This is a genomic window from Desulfosarcina sp., from assembly GCF_033791525.1.
Lineage (GTDB): Bacteria > Desulfobacterota > Desulfobacteria > Desulfobacterales > Desulfosarcinaceae > Desulfosarcina.
The window spans coordinates 1-20,636 of the sequence record NZ_JASJGN010000211.1 but is presented as its reverse complement, the minus strand read 5'-3'; the positions used below and the strand labels follow the sequence as shown (position 1 = coordinate 20,636).

Below are 20,636 nucleotides of genomic sequence, written 5' to 3'. Positions count from 1 at the left end.
GGTGATCCACCCGGCCTCCACCACCCACGAACAGCTCACCGACGCCGAACAGCAGGCCGCCGGCGTCACCGCGGATTTCATTCGTCTGAGCGTAGGCATCGAGGACATTCAGGATATTGTGGATGATCTGGACAACGCCCTTACGGCCGGAGTGGCTTGTCAGGGGTAGGTTGAAGCGGGACAGTAACCGGGAAACGCGATAAACCGATGGGTGCAGGGACAGGGGCCTCGACGACGGGCGGCCCCGATCCTCGTACCGGTGGGTTGCAGGGAGCGGGGCACACGGCCAACCGGTCTTAGTGATGTGGGAGGGGGAGAATCAGTGATAGGGCGGCACCCACCACACGGATTCCGCAAACTGAATGCCGATGGACAGTTCCGCTTCAGATTTTAGGATCTCGGTAATCGTGCCCAACGTGGACTGTTCTCCCGGAATACCCGGAAACGTGCAGCGCAGTGTAATCTTCTGATCCATTTCAAACGCGTTTTCCGCGTCTTCTGTCCGCTGAAACATGCAGCGTGCGCCGCTTTTGCTGATATCCCGAATAATACCCGTAACGAACTGCCCCCTGTGAATGGCTTCGATATTTGCGGAAACGGAGCATTGAATTCGCTTGTGGTCTCTCAGATCGAAGGTGTTTACGTCCGTGGGCACCTGGATTCGCCACAGGCGGACCGGGCGGTCAATAATTTCCACAATCGTGGAACGGAATTCAACCATATCGCCCTGGAAACTGCACCTGGCGTTCAGGCTTTCCCCTTCTTTTTTTTTCAGCATCGTTTCAGACAACGGAACGACGACAAAGTCGCTGTTGTCTTCAGGACCGATAAAAAGTCCTTCGGTAACTTCACCCTTATCTTCGTCAACAAATCTCAGCAGGGCGCCCCGTTGCAGCTTCAACCCACCTTTGTCAATACCCATGATTTTTCCTTTATGACAGTCCAGATTATCATTCACCATCAATTATGAAATAATACATATTCATACCGCTGTAAAGCGAATATCAATTTCATCAATGAGTTACGATTGAGGGGATGCTTTCCGTCCGGGATGCAAGCAAGCGTCACAAGTGCCGGTGGGGCTGCTTGCCCATCAGATGGGCGTGCTCGTGGGTGTGGATATGAAGCTCCTGGTCAAAGCGGATCCGTCCGCCATCCATGGTGTAGATGTGTCCCGCGGTTTTGGAGAGGAAATCAAATTCGTGGGAAATGAGCACAAATGAGAGATCCAGTCCCTTGAGAATGTCGATGAGCGTGTCCTTGGTCGCTGAATCCAGGCCGGTGGAGGGTTCGTCCAATAAAAGCACCTCCGGCTCCATGGCCAGCACCGTGGCCAGGGACACCAGTCGCTTCTCCCCGCCGGACAGCTTGTAGGTAACCCGGTCCTCGAAGCCGTTCAGTCCCAGAAAATCAAGGGTTTTTCTGGCCACGGTCACTGCCTCGTCGCGAGACTTTCCCAGGTTCAGCGGTCCAAAGGCCACATCCTCCAGCACCGTGGGAGAAAAAAGCTGGTCGTCCGCGTCCTGAAATAAAAGCCCGATGCGCCGGCGCACCTCAATGAAATCCGCTTCCGCCTCCCGTGCCTCACCAAACACCTCGACAGTTCCGGAAAGGGGTTTAAGCAAGCCCATGATGATGTGAAACAAGGTGGTCTTGCCGCTGCCGTTAGGGGCCACCAGACCGACACGGTCGCCGGCGTGCAGATGGAAATCCAGATCGTTGAGGATCAGCGGGCCACCGGGGTAACCGTAGCGGATCTTGGATAGGTTAAAAATCACGCGACGCATGGATTGATGCTTTCGACGGGTTGGATCCGATAAACGCTGAAATCAAACATGCATTTAACTATGGGCTTCGGGATAATGTTTTTGGCAAGGCCAGAGGGAGGAAGCCGTATGGTAATACTGCGACGACCGATAACGCAGTCCAAACACATTATCCCGAAGCCTATAGCATGGGCGCGTGGGCCGCATCAATTCATTTCACCCACTCCAGCATTATCAGCAGCGCCAGCGAAATAATGATGCCAAGGCCAAAAACAAGATTCAGGGGGTTGCGCGGAAACGAGCGAAGGCTGATAAACCGTCCGTGAAAACCCCGGCAGATCATGGCGCTGTGTACCCGCCGGGCTCGCTCCGAAGCCCTGACAAAGAGCATGCCCACCAGGTAGGCATAAGTCCGGTAGCTGTGGAGGTTGGTCTTGGGATGGAAGTTGCGGATCTTCATGGCGCGCACCAGGCGCTGGTATTCCTGTTCGATGACAAACAGGTAGCGGTAAGTGATCAGGAGCAGGTGCACCATCTTGTCGGGCAGCCGCAGGCGGTTCAGGCTGTGACCGAGGGTGTCAACGGTCATGGTGGCCACCAGGGCCATAAAGGCCACCATCAGGCAGACGGTCTTCAAACTGATCTGAGCGCACAGGGTCACTCCCTGTCGGGTGATGGTCACCGGTCCCAACGCAGCCAGTGCATCCCCTTCATAGGACCAGGGCAGCACCGCCCACAGCAACAGTAGAAATATCACCGGCGCTAAAAGGCGTTGGGCAACCGCCCGAATATCGAGCCGGGCTGACAACACCATGCATAGCGAGAGGATCAGACCGATGAAGAGCGCTGTAAAATCGTAGGAAACAGCCACCACGACGGCAAACGCCGCGGCGCCGATCACCCGCAGCCGGGGGTCGATGCCGTGTATCCATGAGTTGCCCTCGGCAAAGGATTCTCTGATCATGATCGCCGGCGGTCCTTTCGATATCGTACATAGGCGCCCAGCCCCACCAGGCCGATGATGTAGCCGATGCCGCCGACGATCTCACTCATCGTGGGCCCCTTTTCCCGGGATTCGGCGACCATTCGCGTCAGAGGCTGAATCTTCTGTTCGAGCTGGCGGGAAACGATGGCTTCTATTTCCCGGGCCGTCAATCCCGGTTCGACCGATGGGGAAGCCGTTTCCCCGCCTGTCTCCAAACCGGCCGATTCAGACGGAGACGCATGCGCTGCGCGCGGGGTGAGTTCTCCGTGGCTCAGCTCAGCGGCGGAAAGCAGCCACGAATTCTGGTGCCCCATACCGGCGGTGAGTACGATCTTCAAATCGGCAATTGACGGCGCCTGGAAAGCAAAGGCTCCGTGGTCATCGGTCCGGCCCTCCAGCAGCAGCGTTCCACTGTTGTCGAACACTTCAACTTTGCCTGCTTTCACCATTTTGCCGCCGCTGAACTTGCTTTCCGTGAATACCCGATTCCCTTCGGCCCATGCGAAGACAGTCACCTTGTGGGCATGGGCAGCAGGAAGGCTCAGGAAGCTACAGAGCAATGTCAAGGCGAATCCGGTATGCAGTCGTTTCATAACCATTTCCTGTAACTCATTGTTATTTCTGTTGCAAAAACGCGGCATCGTAACCGGGCAGCATTTCCGGTTTGACTTTCCTTAGAAAGGCCACGCAAAAGACCGTGACAACGCCTTCGATAGCCATCACGGGCAGGTGGGCGGTAACGACAAGGCCGGCGACCTCGAGAAAGCTGCCTTCCGTATACATCAGGCTGACACCCGCCAGGACCGCACCCAGAAAAACGGAACCGGCACCGCAGGCAAAAGCCGCCGGCACGGCTATGCGCGACGGTTTAAGGACAAACGGGCCGAACAGATGGTAGCATAAGACTGCCGGCAGGGCCATGATCACGGTGTTGACACCCAGGGTGGTGATTCCCCCGTATTGAAACATCATGGCCTGAAGCAACAGGGCCGTCAGAATGGCGGGAAAGGCCGCCCACCCCAGCAGCAGCCCCACGATGCCATTTAAGATCAGGTGAACGCTGGACGGTCCCACCGGCACATGGATCAGCGAGGCCACGAAAAAAGCAGCCGAAAGCATGCCGGCCTGGGCCACGCGGTCCAACTCCATTTTTTTCAGCCCGGCAGCCGTTCCGGCCAAGGCCACGGCCGCACCGGCAGCCAGCACCGGCCCGCTCAGGACACCTTCTGAAATGTGCATCGTCGATTATTTCCAGTCGTGAAAGTATACCCAGATCACGGCACCCATCTCCACGTCCTTGTCCTTGCCGTCATGCTTGATCGTCTCTTCCGCTGTGTTCAGGGCGGCAAAGCCCCACCATCCCGAAACAGGTGCGGAATAGGTAAAAATGCCGTTGCCGTCGGCCTTGACGGTCTGGGTGACCATATAGTCCGTGGGTGCGTGGGCTGTCCGTTTCTGGTTGTAATACTCCACTTCCACGTCGGCATAGGCAACCGGTTTGCCGTCCACTTTCACGATTCCCTGGAACACGTTGCCTGCATAAAGGCCGTAGGGTTTGGCAAGCGGAACGATCTCGGTCTTCAAGCCCAGCTCTGCATCCCAGCCCTCATCATCGCCGAAAGCGGTAACCACGGTTTTGGTAAGGTGCACGATGAAGCAGTCCTCGGCCGGCTCCCAGTAAGGCTGGGGCTCCATGTGGAACATGTAGACCCCTGGCCGTTTGATGGCGTAATCTGCCGTCCAGGCCCCGTGATCCATCACTGTGGTCGATTTCAGCTGGCCGAGCAGCGACTGATTTTTACCATTGGCCGACACGGCAAAGACCTTGGGCTTTTGAAGTTCCATGCCGACCATCTCCATGGGATGGGAAAAGGAGAGGGTTACACGCAAGGTTCGGCTGTCCGCCTGCATCACCATGCTGTCGGATGGAATCACCATACCGAAATGGGCCAGGACCGGGCTGTAAAAAAGGACCATAAATGCTACGATTGCTGATCTTACACACGTTTTAAATGAACGCATCGGTTTCCTCCAAGAATTATTATATGTCATAAGATGGGTTGTGACTCAAATCGATAGGCCAATTAAAAAATCGCTCCTTGCGAATCGACCCACCGGGGCATTTGGTACCACCGTCACACCGCGGATCGGGGATTCGCCGTTTCTCATTTGACATATCGCTCGAAAAGGTCTGCAGCCGGGCCTTCAAACCAAAACGAATCCATCCATCGCTTCCCTGAAGAAACAAAAAAGGCCACAACGTCACCCGTCCTTCTGGACGGAAACCTTCGTGGCCTAAATTTATGGATGGTTCACTTTTTGAAATCGAAAAGACAAGCTTCAGCCTGTCCGCTGGATATGAGCCATATCCCAAATAATCGCCAAGATCAAGCCGTAATTTGGGAATCCCGTTGCATCGGCGCGGGACCATCCACGCCCTGCTATCGGATGTACTTTGACCGCAGGATATGATAGTGAAAAGGGCGTACCGCCCGCACATACAGCAGTTTATCAAACCGACGCCTTTCAGGAGAACTGTGTTAACCCCAGCCGACTCTGCCCAACTGATCGTTTTCGGCCGATACCCACGGATCGGTATCGCCAAAACCCGCCTGATCCCTGCCTTAGGGCCGGCCGGAGCCGCGGCCCTTCAGAAACGACTGGCCGAAAAAACCGTGGCAACCGCTCGCCAGGCAGCGAAGCGCATCGGTGCCCGACTGGTGTTCTGCCATGACGGCGGCAATGAGCAACAGCTTTACCGATGGTTGGGCGGCAGGCCAATCCGTTATATAGCCCAGGCCTGCGGAGACCTCGGCCGTCGCATGCACCTGGCCGTGCAACGCGCCTTCGATGGCAATGCCCGCCGAGTGGTGCTGGTTGGAACAGATATTCCCGGGCTGACAACTGAAATTATAGAGCAGGCCTTCAGCGCGCTGCATGAAAATGACCTGGTGTTCGGGCCAAGCATCGATGGCGGCTACTGGCTGGTAGGCATGACAAAGCCCGAAAACATCTTCGACAGCATCGTGTGGAGCAGGCCGGATGTATTGGAAAAATCCCTGGCGCTGGCCCGGAAAAAAGGGATGACGTCCCATCTGCTGGCGCCGCTGAATGATGTGGACACGCCGGACGACCTGGCCCGGGAAAAAGGCGGCTGCTATGTCCCGCTACCCTACCTGTCGGTGATCATCCCCACGGTCGATGAGGCACGGCAGATGCCCAGAACCCTCGCCGCCGCCGCGTCCCCCGATACGGAAATCATCGTCTCCGACGGCGGCAGCACGGACCGCACCGTTCAAATTGCCCGCTCCCTCGGCGCCCGCATCGTATCCGGTCGACGAGGCAGGGCCGGACAGCAAAACCGGGGAGCAAGGGCCGCTCGAGGCGAGGTGCTGCTTTTTCTCCACGCTGACACCCGGCTGCCGAGCAATTATGTGGATCAAGTTTTCGAAACTCTGATGGACCGGCGCACCCGCCTGGGGGCGTTTCGCTTTACAACGGACATTCGTACGCCGGCCATGCGATGCATTGCCTATTGCACCAACCTGCGCGCCGGCTGGCTCAAGCTGCCCTGCGGCGACCAGGGGCTGTTCCTGCGCCAACGTGATTTCGCCGCAGTTGGCGGGTTTCCGGATGTGCCCATCGCCGAAGACCTCTTCCTAGTACACCGGGTGGCACGCAACGGCCGCATCGCCATCGCTCCGGCAGCAGCTGTCAGCTCCGGCCGACGCTGGCGGCGCCCGGGGCCAATGCGAACCACGATGATCGATACAATCCTTTCCGTCGGCATTCTTGCCGGTGTCCCGCCAGGGCGCCTGGCGCCACTGAACCGCTTGTCGGCTAAGCAGACCAATCCATGAAAAAATCGCAACGACCGCCCAGAAAAAGAAAACCCAAAGCGCGTCTACTCCCGGACTTGCTCGCTGCCGTGGTGGCCAATGAAAAAGGTGAGATTTTCGACCTGGAAGATTTTGCTGCCGTGGGTGCCGACGGAGAGCTGCTGTCACCCATCACCACGGGAGACACCATCGAATTGCCTTACGGCAGTGAAATGATGTTCCTGCCGGACCGGGTGCCCGTGGTCATGGATCTGGAAACCGGACAGACGAGACCCGTCGACCGAAACCCCTATTCACTGGGCGAACGCATTTTTCCGGTGGCGGCCTTCAACTCTCCCGGCGTGGTGCTGGCCCGAACCTGCGCCTACGAAGAGCGTCCCGGCGCAGCCATTCTACCCCTGTTTTCCTATGGTGCGGTGGGCTGGCACGCTCACGGATTCAGATCAGCGAGCATCGTGGTAGATACGGAACCCCGCCAGGACTTGCGCCGGATGCCCCGGGAAAGCATCGTGTCGGGCGTCGAACAGATGCGAAGGCAGCTGCCGGACAACCGTCTGGCCCGGCATTTGGAGCACTGCGCGTTGACATACGGCTGTCCGGCAGGCAAGAATTTCTTCTTAGGCCGTTTCGAGGCGCCCCTGCCCACTTCGCGCGCCTGCAATGCCCGTTGCCTGGGCTGCATTTCCCTGCAGCATAACGATCGGTTGACCAGCAGCCAGAACCGCATCGCCTTCACCCCGTCGGCCGAAGAGATCGCCGGCGTGGCCCTGGCCCACATTGCGCGTGTGGAAAAGAGCGTGGTGAGCTTCGGTCAGGGATGCGAAGGCGATCCGCTCATGGCGGCCCGGGCCATCGGACCGGCAATTGACCTGATCCGCGAGAAAACCACGCACGGCACCATCAACCTGAACACCAACGCCAGCCTGCCGCATGTGCTGGCACCGCTTCTGGATGCTGGACTGGACAGCATCCGCGTGAGCATGAATTCGGTTCGGGAAGCCTGCTACACCGCCTATTTTCGGCCCAAGGGATACCGCTTTTCACACGTCGTGGAAAGCATTGACCTGGCCATCGCCAAAGGCAAGCACGTGGCCATTAACTATCTGAACTGTCCGGGATTTACCGACAGCCCCGAAGAAGCCGCAGCGCTGTTTGTCTTTTTGGAAAAGCATCCGGTTCACCAGCTTCAGTGGCGCAACCTCAACTTCGATCCCCAGCGATACCTCCAGACGATGAACACCGTCACTCCCCTTGGCCCACCCGTGGGTATGGACCAACTGCTGCAACTGATCCGCAAACGCTTTCCCGATCTGCAATACGGCTATTTCAACCCGCCGAAGGAGCGTTTCCTTCAGACTTCTTAGGGAATCGTCATGAAATGGATTGCCGCAAAAGTAACCTTCGACGGCCTGGACAGCGCCCTGGCAACAGACCTCGTGGCCGATATTTTTTACGATCTGAACCTGAAGGGGGTCGTCGTGGACGACCCGGAACTGGACCCGGGGCAGGACTGGGGAGAGGACGCCATCCCTCCACCGGAAACGCCCGGCGTCACGGGCTATTTTGCAGACACACAACGTTCTGGCGACAAATGCAAATCCCTTGAAGCGGCTTTGCAGCGACTGGCGCGCGTCGCCAACATCAAAACCCGTGTTGAATACGCCCGCATGGACGAGCAGGATTGGGCCGAGGCCTGGAAGGAGTATTTCTGGCCGGAGAAGATCACCGACACCATCGTGGTCAAGCCCTCCTGGCGGGAGTACCCGGCAGGACCGCAAGAGATCGTTCTGGAGATCGACCCGGGAATGGCCTTTGGCACCGGCACCCATGCCACCACAAACCTGTGCCTCTGGATGCTCCAGACCCATCTCAGACCCGGCGACGCCTTCCTGGACGTGGGCACCGGGTCGGGCATCCTGATGATCGCCGCCGCTAAACTGGGTGCAGGAAACGTCTACGGGGTGGACAACGAAGAGGTGGCCGTGACCGTGGCCGAGAAAAACCTGCTGGCCAACCACATCGATTCATTCAGCCTCTCCACGGGCAACCTCGTGGATAACGTGCGTCAAACCTTCGAGATCGTGGCGGCCAACATCCTTGCCGAGGTTATCCTGGACCTGCTGCCGGACGTGAAGGCGGTGCTGAAGGAAAATGGGCTGTTGGTCTGTTCCGGTATCATCACGGCCAACAAGGAGATCGTGCTTTCAGGCTTGAAGGAAAATGGTTTTGCGGTCGTTGAGGTGATTGAAAAAGAGGGCTGGGTAGCCATTGCGGCCCGAAAAACCGGTATCGGATGAAGGAAAACCGTGCTCACCGGATACCGGTGGCGGTTGAAATAAACTGGATTGACCAGCGCCCTTAGACCGTCGATGGTGGCGCCGTTTTTTTCACCCGGTCCAAATGGTACAAGGTGGCCCCCACCGGGGCAAAGCTCAGGAAGACCAAATTCAGCACGGGGATGAGAAAGGGCAATCCGAAGCCCAGATGGAAGAGCGGTGCTTTTCCCAAGGCCTTGAATCGTCGACCAAATGGCTGGAGGTTGCGGGCAGGAATGAGGTCGGTGTTGTCCCAGGCCAGGAAGATGGCCGCTACCATGGGACCAATGGCCGTCAGCAACGGTCCCAGGGGCGTAAACCAGGCCAGGACCATGATGATCAGCGTCAGCAAAACCGGAATTATGTTGCGGGGCAGTTCCTGGCGGACCAGAAAACCCATCTGCCTGATGAACGGGGCATTGGGGGCAGCCGTCACCTGCCCAGTAAGCATACGCTCGGTGATACGGGACATAAGATCCATGATAAATACGGCAAACAGCACCTGTGCCAGCAAATAAGCAGCCACCGCCGACATGCCCATCAGCATCAGCGAGAGCAACCATGAGGCCAGGTGCCAGGCCCAGACAATCCACGGGCTTTCGGGCTGCTGCCACAACAGGGTCAGGATCTCAGCATGCTTGGCCAGGATCAGCCCGGAGACGGCCACCGTGAAGATAGCCACCACGGCAAAACGCAAAAAGCCCAGAAGCAAGAGCCGGGGGGTTCGGATCCCCAGCCACAAACCCTTGAAATTGTATAAAATTCCAGAAAACAAGTTCATCTTTGTGCCTCAGTATCACACTTAATTATTCGACATATGAGTGGGATTGACATCCGCATGAAAATAAGGCCCGCACTTACGAGGAGGTCGGCATTCCGGATTAGGAATAGAGGAATTAAGGCATTGGTGGAGCGGTTTCCAGACTCGACCGGTATTCCGTCATCCGAACACGTATTGGGTTTCTTTGGTTAGGTTAATTCCCGAATATCCCAATTCCTCAATCCCACAATAGCCTCAAAATAAGTCCACATCCGAACGGCTTCGTAAACCGGTCAAGATCAAGGCGTGCATATTCCGAGGATCGAGGCGTACTTGAAGTACGCGCAGTGACGAGGAATTTCGCACAACGCAGATATTGGGCGTTTTACGAAGCTGTCATCCCTGCTGAAAAGCAACCACCTTGGACGCATGAGTGAAAAAAACCGCTTTTTTCAGATCGGGGAGCATTTCCTTCAGCACCTCGAGCGTGACCGGGTGGGGGTGGGCAATGCCGATGGCGTAGCCCTGGCGTTTGGCTCTTTTTACTAGCAGCTTGAGCTGTTTTCTCACAAACTTACGGGTCTGCTCGTGGTCGATGAACACATCCCGCTCTGCAAAGGGCAGGTGGAGCAGCTCTGCCGACGGCCGGCACAAGGTGTCTGCCGTCGTGCGGCTATCTACAAAAAAGAGGTCCCGCTTTTTCAGGATGGTAAAGATCTGGCGCATCTGCTCGGATGAAGCCGTCAGCTTGGAACCCATGTGATTGTTGACCCCCTTGACACTGGGGACGCGGTCGAGGTTCGCATTGAGCTGGGCGATGAGTTCATCAGGCTTCATGGAGGATAGCAGCGCTCCGGGCCCGGGGTTGACGCTGGGGTAGTTGCCCGGCTCCATGGGCAGATGAAGCATGATCTCTACATCTTTTTTCAGGGCCTGATCAATGATGCTGTGGTTAAAGGTGCCCTGGGGAAGCACGGAAAAGGTGAGCGGCACATCCAGCTCCAGAAACCCTTCGGCCATTTTCCGGTCGTAGCCGATATCATCGATGATGATGGCCACGGGAATGCCATTGGTTACCGGCTTGATCCGGGTGATCGGAGGCGGCGGTACCACCGCCTCCCGGTGGAAGGCTTCGTAATCAGGGACGCTGTGATGCACCGGGCCTGTGTCAGGCCGGTTCATGGGAATCGGCTGGGGTGCTAAAGCCACCGGTGGTGCGGGCCGCATGAGAAGACGGTTGGCCAATAGCCCGGCCGTGACAAGGAGGCACACCAGCAGCGTCACCCCGGCAACGATCTTCATCAACTGGAGTTTGGGGTTGATGCCTGTTTTTTTCTTTTTTTTCCGGACCCTGGGTTTTGCGGAACCTTTCTTAGCCATTTTTCAGGTCTTTGAAGATATCGTAGCTGATCAAAATGTCCAGCGCGCGCAAAACCTGGTTATCGGAAAAGAGCGCGTCCCGATCCAGGGGGCTGTGTTTGGACTTGAAGCGCTTCAGCGCCGGGGGATCCGATGGCACTTCTTTTTTGGTTGTGTCCGGTTCAGCCCGCGGCTCTTCGAAAGTGTCGTCTGGATCGGCATCCAGATGATTTTTCAGGTCTTTTTCCTTGAGCATCCGTTCGCTTGTGGTGTCGGTGTCGGAGATGATGCGATGCTTGACCTCCACATCGGGCTCCACCCCTTTGGCCTGAATGGAACGGCCCGAGGGGGTGTAGTAGCGGGCGATGGTAAATTTGAGGCCGTAGCCGTCCCGCAAGGTCTCCACGGTCTGCACGGACCCCTTGCCGAAGGAGGTGGTCCCCAGAATCAGGGCCCGCTTGTGGTCCTGGAGCGCACCGGCCACGATTTCGGAGGCGCTGGCACTTCCGCCGTTAATCAAAACAACAATAGGATAGGTACGTTTTACGTCGTCGGCGTTAGCCCGAAACACTTTGGTGTTTTGTCCATCGCGGCCCTTGATGCTGAGGATTTCACCCTCATTCAGAAATAGATCGGACACCTCGATGGCCTGGTTGAGGATTCCCCCGGGGTTGTCCCGCAGGTCTAAAACCAGGCCCTTCATAGGTGTCTCGGCGGTTTCCATCGCCTGCAGGGCCTCGATCAGGTCGCCGGTTGTGTTTTCCCTGAAGTTGGTAATCCAGATGTATCCGTATCCCGGCTCGAGCAGCTCTGCCTTGACGCTGTAGATGGGAATCACGTCGCGTACCAGGCTGAATTCCAGCGGTTCTGGCGCGCCTTGCCGGAGAACAGTGATCACGACGCTGGTGCCTTTGGGCCCGCGCATCCGCTTGACCGCATCCCGCAGGTCTTCACTGGGCGTTCCGTCAACCTTGATAATCTTGTCTCCCGCCTTGATGCCGGCCCGGTAGGCCGGCGTGCCCTCGATGGGGGAAATGACGGTGACCAGGTTGTTGCGCATGGTCACATGGATACCGATGCCGGTAAACTCGCCATGGGTGTCGATCTGAAGCTCCTTCAGGGCGTCGGGAGGAAGCAGGGCAGAGTGGGGGTCCAGGCTCCGGACCATGCCCTGAATGGCCGCTTCGATCATTTTCTGGGTATCGGCCTCATCCACATAGTTTTTCTGGATGAGCTCGATAACATCGGAAAAAAGTTTCAAGCCCTTGTAGGTCTCTTCGCTATTGGCGGACAGATCCCGGTAAAAGCCGTGACCCAGTATCAGCACAGCTGACACGAGCACCATTGCCACCCACATTTTCAGGTGTCGGGTTTTTCTGGCTGTCATTCGTATCTCCTCTAGCCTTTCTTGATCCAACCCAATGGATTCATCGGTTTCCCGTGGTGGCGTATCTCAAAATGCAGTCCGGCTCCGGTCATTGAGCCGGTATCGCCCACGGTGGCAATCACTTCACCGGCCTCGACCGGATCTCCCTTTAACTTGAACTGCTCCTCCAGATGGGCATACACGCTGTAGTAGTGGTCGCCGTGATCGATGATGAGCATGTTGCCAAAGCCTTTGAACCAGGAAGAAAACAGTGTCTGACCGCTGTAAACGGCCCGGATGGGTTCACCCCTGTCCGCTTTGATGTTAATACCGCTTTGAAAATGGCTCACCTTAAATTTACTGTCTTTGTAAAGTCCAAAAAAAGAAACTATTTTACCTTTCACCGGCATCATAAGCAAGCCCTTAAGCGCAGCAAAGGGTTTTTCCGCCACCACGGCAAGCGGTGAGTCCGCAGGGGGCGGTTCGGATTTGAAGGATTCAACCGTCTGATCCAAGGCTCGGGCCGATGTCTTAAAGGATTCAATGGCCGCCAACTGCAAAGATTTTTTTCCCCGGATATCAGTAAGCAGCGCCTCCCGCCTGGCCTGTTCGGTCTTCATGGCGTCGATGCGACTGCTCAGGTCTGCCGTAGTCGTCTGTTTGTCATTTTTCTCTGTGACCAGCTGTGCCAGCAGCACCTGCATCTCTGCCTTGTCCCGGGAGAGTTGGGTCAGCACGTCATCATCATGGGACAGGATCTGCTCCATGCCACGTTTGCTTGAAAAGAAATCGAACATGGATTCCGCCGACGCCAGGACGTGGAATTTACCCAGCCAGCTGAGCTTGTAGAGGGCGGCCAGTCGGCCGGCCACATACTTCTCGTTGACGTTGGCACGGCGCTCGATCTCCCGGTATTGCCCCTCGAGCTCCCGAATGCGCAACTCCACGGCCTTGAGCTCCGTGGAAAGCCGAGCCACCTTTTTCCGAGCACGGTCAAGCGCTTTTTCAGTATTGTCCAGGGCATCGATGATGGAGGTCTCCGCTTTCGAAAAAGAGTCTACCTTTTCCCTTGAAATATCCAGCTTCCGGTTAAGGTTGTCGGTCGCGCTATCCGTCAATTCAGGAGGACTCACATCACCTGCCGGTGCCGTACCGGGTTCGTCGATGCGCAGATAGCTCTCCCGGTTCATGATAAACCCGGTCTGATCCTCGAATAGAATCCGGACCCACTCGCCTTCGTATGAGAGCACCAGCACCCGGGCCCCTCTACGCAAGGTGGTAATGGGCGGGTTGTGGCTTCCGGGTCCGGAGCGCATGTTGAGTTCCGATACAAGGATCGTCGCCGGTTTGGGATCCCCGGCACCAAAAAGCGGTTGATCGAACCAACTGAGAATCAGCGCAGTCAACAAAAGCAGACAAACCGTCTCCGGACGGCAACTGATCCTGATACGCAGCATGTTTTTCTTGTCCGACCGATCCATCATTCTTTCACGAACTGTTTAAGGGAAAAAAAGCACCCCAACAGGCCCGTGATCATGCCACCGCCAAGAATGGCGGCACACGTGCCGATGGAAAAAAAACGAATGGCAACCATTTCAGCAGACAGTGTCTGTTCAAACTGGGACCCGATGGCGGAAAAAGCGGAAAAGAGCATCCCCAGTCCGATCAGGCCTCCGGACAGGCCCTGGATAAGACCTTCTAAGTAGAAGGGAAACTTGATGAAGTTGTCCGTGGCGCCCACCAGACGCATGATATGGATTTCTTCCCGTCGGGAATAGAGCACCAGACGGATGGTGTTAGCCGCAATAAATATCGTGGCCATGAAGAACATGGCGCCCATGCCGTAGCCGACCAGCTTGAACAAATTGAAAAAGTTGGCAAATCGGTCGATCCATTGCTGGCCGTACTCCACCTCGGAAACCGATGGCAGGCCTTCGATGCGTTGTGCCAGAAATTCAATTTTTTCCGGCGAGTTGGATTCGGTGACCAGGGTCACTTCAAAGGCATCTGGCAGGGGATTCTCACGCATGTTGTCGAGCAGGGAGGTCTGCCGCTGCATGCGCGCTTTCATCAATTCAAGGGCATCCGCTTTTGAAATGAAGCTGATGCTTTGGATACCGGCGATAGTCTGGAGCCGGTAGCGAGTGTCCAGGCGCTGGGCCTCGGAGGTACCCGGCGCCAGGTAAACCATGATTCGAACCCCCTTTTTCCAGGCGTTGAACATGTCCTGCGCGTTGAGGAAAAAGAGGCCGAAGGCGCTGAAGATCAGAACGGACAAGGCGATGGTGATGATGGTCACCACATTGAGAAACCGGTTCTCCAGAATGTCCTTGATGGCACGCCGGGTGTAGAAGATCATTGGTTCGCCTCTTCAATTTAAAACGCTCGGTTCAGGGTCAGATATCCGGTGGCGTATCCAGCCGTCCCTGCCGGATCTGCAGCACCCGGCCGGTTGCATTTTTGATAAGGGCTTTATCATGGGTGGCCACAACGACGGTTGCCCCGCGGTTATAAAACATGTTGAGCAGCTCAAAAATAGTGGCTGCCGATTCATCATCGAGGCTGCCGGTGGGTTCGTCGGCCAGGATGATCGTGGGGTCGCCGGCCACGGCCCGGGCAACGGCGACCCTTTGCTGCTCACCACCGGACAGGCTGGGAGGGTAGGCGGCCATACGGTCTTCCATACCCACCACGCGAAGAACGCTTTTCACCTTCTTTTCGATGAGGCTGCGCTTCTTGCCCCGGACCTCCAGAACCAGGGCCACGTTTTCGTATACGGTTCGGCTGGGGATGAGCTTGTAATCCTGGAAAATGATGCCGAATTTTCTCCGGAGCATAGGAATTCGACGGCGGGGGATCCGGGAAAGGTTCATGCCGTCCACCAGGATCTGCCCCTCTGAGACCGGCTCGGCCAGGTAGAGGAGCTTGAGCAGGGTGGATTTACCCGCCCCGCTGGGTCCGCTGATGAATAAAAATTCGTTCTTGGCAATATCCAGTGTGGCGTCCACCAGTGCCTGCTTGGCACCGTAGCGCTTGTGGACGTGAAACATCCGGATGACCGCGCTCTTTTCAGCCATGCTGGTCATTGGACCTCGGCAATGTCGATACTGGGCTTTCCCATGGACCGATCGAGGGCCGCCGCCGCAATTTGAAAATCGTATAGGGCATTGTAGTATCGGGTCATGGTTTCGGAAAACTGGGTCCTCGCATCGAGGACCTCCGTGGATGTGGCCATCTGCTCTTTAAACATCTCTTCACTGATACGAAACCCCTCCCTGGCCTGATCGATGGCGGATTGTACCGTGACGATATTCTTCTCAAACTCATCGGCCTTGAGCCAAGCCTGCTTGACCTGTCGCTGGATGTTGTCCAACAGTTCGGTGCGACTGAGACGGGCCTCAGCAAGCTTGCTTTTCTTTTCCGCAACGCCGTGACCGGTTTTGCCCCACTGCCAGAAATCCCAGCGGGCCTGGGCCTGAACATCCCAAAAGCTGCTGTCGGAAAGACCCTCACCACCGTCCACCTGCCAGTCCGTACCCAATTTATAGTAATTGCCTTGAACCTGAACCGTCGGATAATAATCTTTCTTCGACAGGGTCACTTCCTTCTCACGGATCTGAATGTCCAGGTCTGCCACGGCGACTTCCACGCGACCCTTTTCCGCCGTTTCCAGGCACTCCACCAGGGATCGGGACAAAGGCTCGAAATCCAGGACGTCCACCGGTGTCACCGATGTGCCGATGGGTCGCCGCAGCAGCAGGTTGAAGTTGGCCCGGGCAATCTCCAGGTTGCTTTGCGCCGCCACCAGGTCCTGGCGGGCATTTGCCAGCTCGACCTTAGTTATTAGCAGATCATTGAGCGGCGTCATCCCCACCTCGTGATAGTTGACCGCCACTTCCGTCTGGGCCTCCAGCATGGTGACAGCTTCTTCGGCCACAACCTTGAGCTTCTGGGCCTGGAGCAGAAGGAAATAAATCCGCTTGGCGTTAAAAACAATATCCTGGCGGACCAGGGCTTCGTTGAGACGGGCAACGTCCAGCCCCATCCGGGCAAGCTGGTACTGATTGGTCAAGGCAAATCCGGTAAACAGGGGTTGGGTGACGCTGGTCACGAAGGCGTATTCTTCCTCGGGTTGCACGACCCCTAAAGTCGGAATTACGCTGAAGCGGGGTTCGTCGTTGCGGGTGTAATTGTACTCGGCGCTGAAGGTAGGCAGAAACTCCGTGCGCCGGGATTTAAGCGCGGCATCGGCGGCACGCGTCCGCTCACTGGAAATGCGGGCGGAAATGTTGGCTTCGAGAGCCAGGGCCACCGTGTTAACCAGGTCCATGTCGGGCGACGACGCCGTCTCATCGCAACCGGCTGGCAACGCTGCGGTCAGCCACACGCAAAAGAAGGCAATTGATGCGAAAAGACATCTATAGCGGTTCGATGAACGCGGCAATACGGCTGATATCCCACCGGGGTTTGGCATTGACCGGCAACCTCGCAGCTGTTATGAATCGCTTCCAAGCTCAAGGAGTGCTGTTTCCAGTTTTCCTTGCCGAAGCCTCCACTGAATCCCAATGACGGGCTTCTTCCAGTTCGGTGGAGGCTTTTTTATACGAAAAATCCCTTTAAATCAAGTATTTCTTATAAATCCGGCCGTCTGAAAGGCGCCCCATGAAAAATGAACTGATCCACCTGTTGTGTCAAAAATCCTTCAAGTTCAGTGAAACACCCGCATTCAAGCTGGTGTCGGGCCGCATGAGCCGGTTTTATGTAAACTGCAAGCCCACCACCATGAGTCCCCGCGGCATGTTTCTCACCGGCCATTTGATGTTCGCGGCCATGCAGGACAGCGGGGCATCGGCCGTGGGCGGACTCACCTTCGGCGCCGATCCCATCGCCATGGCCACTGCCTTTGCCTCAGAGCTCAAGGGCCAGCCGGTAAATGCCTTTTCCATCCGCAAAAGCCAGAAGGACCACGGTATTGTCAAATGGGTGGAGGGGGACATCCTGCCCGGCGAAAAAGTGGTGGTGATCGATGATGTGGCCACCACCGGCGGTTCCACCATTAAAGCCATCGAGCGAGCCCGCAGCGAAGGGCTGGAAGTGGTTCGGGCGGTGATCCTGGTGGACCGCCAGGAGGGGGGCATGGACAACATCAGTGCCCATGTGCCCAACGCGACCGCCATCATCACCCGGGATGAACTGGTGGCCTGCTGGAAGAAGATCGCGCCAGCAACATAACAAAATAGACGGAATAAATAATAAAAAGGGGGAACCGCCGGCATTCTTTTGCGGTGGTTCCCCCTTTTTAGGCTTCTTATTGAGATCGATTACTCTGGGAAATAGGTGGCGCAGGCGTCTTCAGACTCCCAGGTAGTCACCCGGCTGACGGCCATCCCGGGCTCCTTGATCATCTCCTGCAGGCTGTTGGCGATGTAAAAGGCGAGATTTTCCGAGGACGGGGCGACGGTGTTGAAATCGGGCAGTTCGTTTAAAAACTTATGGTCCAGGCGGCCCATGATCTCTTTTACATACCCTTTGAGGATGCCGAAATCAACCACCACACCGGCGTTGTTCAATCGATCTCCCTTTACGCAGACCTCCACCTTCCAGTTGTGTCCGTGAAGGTTTTCGCATTTTTTAGCCACCATGGCCAGCTGGTGGGCGGCAGCAAAATGGCTGACAATTTTTAGTTCGAACATGACCTATCCGCTCCTGTGGGTCTTTCCGGATCGATGCCGGCGTTTCAGTTGGCCACCCTGGATGGACCGCTTTTTAGAATGGTTTTCAGCTTGCTAGTAAATTTGCGCTCTTCAAGCGAGGCAAACTCTTTGAGAATTGTCACCTGTTTTTTATTGAGATTGGTGGGGGTCTTCACGTTCACCTGGACAATCTGATCACCACGGTGGCCGTTTCTAAGGGAGGGAATCCCTTCACCCCGCAGCCGGAAGTTGTCGCCGGGTTGGGTACCCTTGGGGATCTTCAGTTCGCTCTCCCCGTTAAGTGTGGGGATGGTGATGGTATCACCCAGGGTCGCCTGAACAAAGGAAAGAGGAATCTGGCACAATACGCTGGTGTCGTCCCGCTTGAAAAAATCATGGGCTTCAGCGTGAATGAACACGTACAGGTCGCCGTGCGGGCCACCATAGACGCCGGCTTCACCCTCGCCGGTGAGTCGCAGTCGCGAGCCGTTGTCCACGCCGGCAGGAATTCTCACAGACACCTTTTTGTGGGCCAGTACCTTGCCATGGCCCCTGCAGGTTTTACAGGGATTGGATATGACCTGTCCTTGGCCCCGGCAGTGGCTACAGGTGGTACGAACGGTGAAAAAACCCTGACTGCGGCCCACCTGGCCGCTGCCACCGCATTGGGAACAAGTCTCCACGCCGGTCCCGGGTTCAGCGCCACTTCCCTCACAGGCGGTACACGCTTCAGCCTTTTCCACATCGATCTCTTTTTCCGTACCGAAGACCGCTTCCATAAAGGTGAGCTGCATATCGTAACGAAGGTCAGCACCCCTGTTTGCCCGGCTCCTGGATCGGCGGCCGCCGCCAAATCCGAAGAAATCTTCGAAAATATCTCCAAAACTGGAAAAGATGTCTTCAAATCCACCGAAACCGGAGAACCCCGACCCCTCCAGCCCCTGATGGCCATACTGATCGTAAATCTGGCGTTTGTTGGCGTCCCGGAGTACCTCGTAAGCCTCGGCGGCCTCCTTGAACTTTTCTTCGGCCTTTTGGTCTCCGGGGTTTCTGTCGGGATGAAATTGAAGGGCCAGCTTCCGGTAGGCCTTTTTCAAATCCGCATCGCCGGCGTTTCGTTCAACGCCGAGCACTTCATAATAGTCTCGTTTGGCTGCCATGGATTGTCCTGGAACGTTACCCCTTCGTGTTGTCACGGGCGGTGTGATGTGTTAGTTTTTCGTCGTTTTAATGATTCATAAACTTAATGCAAGATGAAAGGATGTCAATGGAAAGTCGGGAGCTTCCCTTCGTTCGGGAGATGTTCGACAGCATCGCCCCGCGCTATGATCTGCTCAACCGCCTGCTCAGCCTCCGCCAGGATGTCGTCTGGCGAAAAAAGTTGGTGTCGGTCATGGCTATTCCAGAAAACGGGCAGGTACTGGACGTGGCCTGCGGCACCGGTGACGTCTCCATTGAGATCTGCAGGCAGAAAGGGTCGCGGGTGAAGGTGACCGGCCTTGATTTTTCACCGGGCATGCTTCGCCTGGCCCAAGAGAAGATCCTCCGGAGTCAAAACAGCTCGATCTCCCTGCTGGCCGGCGACGCCCTGGCGCTGCCCTTTGGCGAAGCATCCTTTCATGCAGTGACCATCGCCTTCGGCATTCGCAACATCCAGGATAAAGCCGGCGCGCTGAGAGCTTTCTATAAGAGCCTCATGCCTGGCGGGATGTTGCTGGTGCTGGAACTGGCCACACCGAAAAAAAGTCGTCTGCGCGAGGCCTACCTGGCTTATTTTCAAAAGGTGCTCCCGCTGATCGGGCGCCTCTTTTCCAAACACGGCTTCGCTTATTCCTACCTGCCCGACTCGGTTTCCCGGTTTCCGACAACCGATGTTTTCATGAACATCATGGCGGATGCGGGTTTTTCCGATATCACCTGCCGCCGGCTGTCATTGGGCATCGCCAACTTTTTTGTGGGGGTTAAGGGCCCTGTTAAACAACAAATGAAAACAAACCCAGAATGCTGAACCGGTAAACGCTTACGTCGCATGCATCTGAAAAAAATTGTCCCATTGCATATCCAAGCGTTTACAGGCCTCCGCCAAGGAGACGGCCGTCCATATTGGCTTGCCGGCTTTATCGTTCCCGACAATTTTACATAGCTTCAACCGCTTTAGTTTTCCCAATGCATCTTCTATTTCGAAATCAAAAGGGGTATCGTATGTCTTTTTAAACCAGTCCTCAATGGCATCGTCCAACGCTGCAGCGCTCAACCCCGTTTCGGATGTCACTAGGAAAAGATATCCCAGCAAGGCCTCCTTAAACTCCTCTTCTTCAGCATCGGCGATGATGTGATAAAAAACGCCGGCGTTGTTGTCCAGGTTCTTGAAATAGAGATTGTCGCCCAAGGCTTTCATGAATTTAATTTTACGATTTTTATAGCTGTTCCATTGTTTGAAAAGAAATGCACCAATGGCGGCCAGTGCCGTTACCCCGCCCACCATGCCGGAAATTTCCACTGGACCCAATGGCGGGATCTTACCGCCACTGGCGACAACGGAACGGGTCATCA

The 20,636-nt window shown here is 56.2% G+C and carries 23 protein-coding genes; 7 read left to right on the top strand and 16 right to left on the bottom strand.

Going from position 1 to position 20,636, the window contains the following annotated elements; genetic code table 11:
* Window position 1: 1 nt before the first annotated feature.
* Window positions 2-169, top strand: coding sequence for a PLP-dependent transferase (locus QNK41_RS10390; protein ID WP_319256445.1), 168 nt, complete (start codon window positions 2-4; stop codon window positions 167-169).
* A 150-nt stretch (window positions 170-319) separates the two neighbouring features.
* Here the strand turns inward: QNK41_RS10390 and QNK41_RS10385 are convergent, their stop codons facing one another.
* The 6 genes from QNK41_RS10385 to QNK41_RS10360 all read right to left on the bottom strand — a co-directional run bounded on the left by QNK41_RS10385 (window position 320) and on the right by QNK41_RS10360 (window position 4,728).
* The gene (locus QNK41_RS10385; RefSeq protein WP_319256443.1) at window positions 320-922 is read right to left on the bottom strand and encodes a PilZ domain-containing protein; all 603 of its coding nucleotides are present in this window, start codon (window positions 920-922) and stop codon (window positions 320-322) included.
* Between the two features lie 142 nt (window positions 923-1,064).
* Complete coding sequence (locus QNK41_RS10380) at window positions 1,065-1,787, bottom strand: ABC transporter ATP-binding protein (protein WP_319256440.1); 723 nt, start codon at window positions 1,785-1,787, stop codon at window positions 1,065-1,067.
* A 190-nt stretch (window positions 1,788-1,977) separates the two neighbouring features.
* Complete coding sequence (gene cbiQ / locus QNK41_RS10375) at window positions 1,978-2,730, bottom strand: cobalt ECF transporter T component CbiQ (protein ID WP_319256438.1); 753 nt, start codon at window positions 2,728-2,730, stop codon at window positions 1,978-1,980.
* On the bottom strand, window positions 2,727-3,344 hold the full coding sequence (locus tag QNK41_RS10370; RefSeq protein WP_319256436.1) for a hypothetical protein: 618 nt from the start codon (window positions 3,342-3,344) through the stop codon (window positions 2,727-2,729). Before QNK41_RS10370 ends, cbiQ begins: the two co-directional genes overlap by 4 nt.
* A 22-nt stretch (window positions 3,345-3,366) precedes the next feature.
* On the bottom strand, window positions 3,367-3,990 hold the full coding sequence (gene cbiM, locus QNK41_RS10365; protein WP_319256434.1) for a cobalt transporter CbiM: 624 nt from the start codon (window positions 3,988-3,990) through the stop codon (window positions 3,367-3,369).
* A gap of 6 nt (window positions 3,991-3,996) precedes the next feature.
* A complete protein-coding gene (locus QNK41_RS10360) occupies window positions 3,997-4,728 on the bottom strand; it encodes a DUF4198 domain-containing protein (RefSeq protein ID WP_413815140.1) in 732 nt (243 codons plus the stop codon).
* 560 nt (window positions 4,729-5,288) lie between these two features.
* Between QNK41_RS10360 and QNK41_RS10355 the strand changes: the two genes are divergently transcribed.
* The 3 genes from QNK41_RS10355 to prmA are packed head-to-tail and all read left to right on the top strand — an operon-like array spanning window position 5,289 to window position 8,887.
* Entirely contained in the window at window positions 5,289-6,611 is a 1,323-nt protein-coding gene (locus tag QNK41_RS10355) for a TIGR04283 family arsenosugar biosynthesis glycosyltransferase (protein ID WP_319256430.1), read from the top strand.
* Window positions 6,608-7,954 carry a radical SAM protein gene (locus QNK41_RS10350; RefSeq protein ID WP_319256428.1) on the top strand — a complete coding sequence of 449 codons (1,347 nt, stop codon included), beginning with the start codon at window positions 6,608-6,610 and terminating at the stop codon, window positions 7,952-7,954. Before QNK41_RS10355 ends, QNK41_RS10350 begins: the two co-directional genes overlap by 4 nt.
* Window positions 7,955-7,963: 9 nt before the next feature.
* Window positions 7,964-8,887 carry a 50S ribosomal protein L11 methyltransferase gene (gene prmA / locus QNK41_RS10345; RefSeq protein WP_319256426.1) on the top strand — a complete coding sequence of 308 codons (924 nt, stop codon included), beginning with the start codon at window positions 7,964-7,966 and terminating at the stop codon, window positions 8,885-8,887.
* A 61-nt stretch (window positions 8,888-8,948) separates the two neighbouring features.
* Here the strand turns inward: prmA and QNK41_RS10340 are convergent, their stop codons facing one another.
* The 7 genes from QNK41_RS10340 to QNK41_RS10310 form a co-directional block, all read right to left on the bottom strand.
* Window positions 8,949-9,686, bottom strand: coding sequence for an EI24 domain-containing protein (locus QNK41_RS10340; RefSeq protein ID WP_319256424.1), 738 nt, complete (start codon window positions 9,684-9,686; stop codon window positions 8,949-8,951).
* Between the two features lie 375 nt (window positions 9,687-10,061).
* On the bottom strand, window positions 10,062-11,045 hold the full coding sequence (locus QNK41_RS10335; protein WP_319256422.1) for a divergent polysaccharide deacetylase family protein: 984 nt from the start codon (window positions 11,043-11,045) through the stop codon (window positions 10,062-10,064).
* On the bottom strand, window positions 11,038-12,411 hold the full coding sequence (locus QNK41_RS10330) for a S41 family peptidase (RefSeq protein ID WP_319256419.1): 1,374 nt from the start codon (window positions 12,409-12,411) through the stop codon (window positions 11,038-11,040). The genes QNK41_RS10335 and QNK41_RS10330 overlap by 8 nt, the downstream gene beginning before the upstream one ends.
* An 11-nt stretch (window positions 12,412-12,422) precedes the next feature.
* Window positions 12,423-13,847: a peptidoglycan DD-metalloendopeptidase family protein gene (locus QNK41_RS10325; protein ID WP_319256417.1), complete on the bottom strand. Its 1,425-nt coding sequence runs from the start codon at window positions 13,845-13,847 to the stop codon at window positions 12,423-12,425.
* Window positions 13,848-13,870: 23 nt separating this feature from the next.
* The gene (gene ftsX / locus QNK41_RS10320) at window positions 13,871-14,749 is read right to left on the bottom strand and encodes a permease-like cell division protein FtsX (RefSeq protein ID WP_319256415.1); all 879 of its coding nucleotides are present in this window, start codon (window positions 14,747-14,749) and stop codon (window positions 13,871-13,873) included.
* A gap of 37 nt (window positions 14,750-14,786) precedes the next feature.
* Entirely contained in the window at window positions 14,787-15,467 is a 681-nt protein-coding gene (gene ftsE, locus QNK41_RS10315) for a cell division ATP-binding protein FtsE (protein ID WP_319256413.1), read from the bottom strand.
* Between the two features lie 5 nt (window positions 15,468-15,472).
* A complete protein-coding gene (locus QNK41_RS10310) occupies window positions 15,473-16,720 on the bottom strand; it encodes a TolC family protein (protein WP_319256411.1) in 1,248 nt (415 codons plus the stop codon).
* A 74-nt stretch (window positions 16,721-16,794) separates the two neighbouring features.
* Here QNK41_RS10310 and QNK41_RS10305 point away from each other — a divergent pair, with 74 nt between their 5' ends.
* Window positions 16,795-16,959: a hypothetical protein gene (locus QNK41_RS10305; protein WP_319256409.1), complete on the top strand. Its 165-nt coding sequence runs from the start codon at window positions 16,795-16,797 to the stop codon at window positions 16,957-16,959.
* Window positions 16,960-17,052: 93 nt separating this feature from the next.
* On the top strand, window positions 17,053-17,622 hold the full coding sequence (gene pyrE / locus QNK41_RS10300; protein WP_319256407.1) for an orotate phosphoribosyltransferase: 570 nt from the start codon (window positions 17,053-17,055) through the stop codon (window positions 17,620-17,622).
* 89 nt (window positions 17,623-17,711) lie between these two features.
* On the opposite strand, the gene queD is transcribed toward pyrE, so the two are convergent.
* The gene (queD, locus tag QNK41_RS10295; RefSeq protein ID WP_319256405.1) at window positions 17,712-18,083 is read right to left on the bottom strand and encodes a 6-carboxytetrahydropterin synthase QueD; all 372 of its coding nucleotides are present in this window, start codon (window positions 18,081-18,083) and stop codon (window positions 17,712-17,714) included.
* Between the two features lie 44 nt (window positions 18,084-18,127).
* The gene (gene dnaJ / locus QNK41_RS10290) at window positions 18,128-19,243 is read right to left on the bottom strand and encodes a molecular chaperone DnaJ (RefSeq protein ID WP_319256403.1); all 1,116 of its coding nucleotides are present in this window, start codon (window positions 19,241-19,243) and stop codon (window positions 18,128-18,130) included.
* A gap of 107 nt (window positions 19,244-19,350) precedes the next feature.
* Here dnaJ and ubiE point away from each other — a divergent pair, with 107 nt between their 5' ends.
* Window positions 19,351-20,091 (top strand): bifunctional demethylmenaquinone methyltransferase/2-methoxy-6-polyprenyl-1,4-benzoquinol methylase UbiE, encoded by a 741-nt coding sequence (ubiE, locus tag QNK41_RS10285; protein WP_319256401.1) that lies wholly within the window; start codon window positions 19,351-19,353, stop codon window positions 20,089-20,091.
* Between the two features lie 12 nt (window positions 20,092-20,103).
* Here the strand turns inward: ubiE and QNK41_RS10280 are convergent.
* Window positions 20,104-20,636: DUF3754 domain-containing protein (locus QNK41_RS10280; RefSeq protein ID WP_319256399.1), on the bottom strand; the 533-nt coding region annotated here is incomplete at its 5' end.

What these genes read in the sequence shown, in the direction of transcription:
- QNK41_RS10380 (WP_319256440.1), bottom strand. Translation starts at nt 1,787, where the DNA reads ATGCGTCGCGTGATTTTTAACCTATCCAAGATCCGCTACGGTTACCCC.
- QNK41_RS10335 (WP_319256422.1), bottom strand. Translation starts at nt 11,045, where the DNA reads ATGGCTAAGAAAGGTTCCGCAAAACCCAGGGTCCGGAAAAAAAAGAAA.
- cbiM (WP_319256434.1), bottom strand. Translation starts at nt 3,990, where the DNA reads ATGCACATTTCAGAAGGTGTCCTGAGCGGGCCGGTGCTGGCTGCCGGT.
- QNK41_RS10310 (WP_319256411.1), bottom strand. Translation starts at nt 16,720, where the DNA reads ATGGACCTGGTTAACACGGTGGCCCTGGCTCTCGAAGCCAACATTTCC.
- ftsX (WP_319256415.1), bottom strand. Translation starts at nt 14,749, where the DNA reads ATGATCTTCTACACCCGGCGTGCCATCAAGGACATTCTGGAGAACCGG.
- QNK41_RS10385 (WP_319256443.1), bottom strand. Translation starts at nt 922, where the DNA reads ATGGGTATTGACAAAGGTGGGTTGAAGCTGCAACGGGGCGCCCTGCTG.
- ubiE (WP_319256401.1), top strand. Translation starts at nt 19,351, where the DNA reads ATGGAAAGTCGGGAGCTTCCCTTCGTTCGGGAGATGTTCGACAGCATC.
- QNK41_RS10305 (WP_319256409.1), top strand. Translation starts at nt 16,795, where the DNA reads ATGCGAAAAGACATCTATAGCGGTTCGATGAACGCGGCAATACGGCTG.
- QNK41_RS10350 (WP_319256428.1), top strand. Translation starts at nt 6,608, where the DNA reads ATGAAAAAATCGCAACGACCGCCCAGAAAAAGAAAACCCAAAGCGCGT.
- QNK41_RS10360 (WP_413815140.1), bottom strand. Translation starts at nt 4,728, where the DNA reads ATGGTCCTTTTTTACAGCCCGGTCCTGGCCCATTTCGGTATGGTGATT.
- pyrE (WP_319256407.1), top strand. Translation starts at nt 17,053, where the DNA reads ATGAAAAATGAACTGATCCACCTGTTGTGTCAAAAATCCTTCAAGTTC.
- queD (WP_319256405.1), bottom strand. Translation starts at nt 18,083, where the DNA reads ATGTTCGAACTAAAAATTGTCAGCCATTTTGCTGCCGCCCACCAGCTG.
- QNK41_RS10340 (WP_319256424.1), bottom strand. Translation starts at nt 9,686, where the DNA reads ATGAACTTGTTTTCTGGAATTTTATACAATTTCAAGGGTTTGTGGCTG.
- dnaJ (WP_319256403.1), bottom strand. Translation starts at nt 19,243, where the DNA reads ATGGCAGCCAAACGAGACTATTATGAAGTGCTCGGCGTTGAACGAAAC.
- ftsE (WP_319256413.1), bottom strand. Translation starts at nt 15,467, where the DNA reads ATGGCTGAAAAGAGCGCGGTCATCCGGATGTTTCACGTCCACAAGCGC.
- QNK41_RS10370 (WP_319256436.1), bottom strand. Translation starts at nt 3,344, where the DNA reads ATGAAACGACTGCATACCGGATTCGCCTTGACATTGCTCTGTAGCTTC.
- cbiQ (WP_319256438.1), bottom strand. Translation starts at nt 2,730, where the DNA reads ATGATCAGAGAATCCTTTGCCGAGGGCAACTCATGGATACACGGCATC.
- prmA (WP_319256426.1), top strand. Translation starts at nt 7,964, where the DNA reads ATGAAATGGATTGCCGCAAAAGTAACCTTCGACGGCCTGGACAGCGCC.
- QNK41_RS10325 (WP_319256417.1), bottom strand. Translation starts at nt 13,847, where the DNA reads ATGCTGCGTATCAGGATCAGTTGCCGTCCGGAGACGGTTTGTCTGCTT.
- QNK41_RS10330 (WP_319256419.1), bottom strand. Translation starts at nt 12,411, where the DNA reads ATGACAGCCAGAAAAACCCGACACCTGAAAATGTGGGTGGCAATGGTG.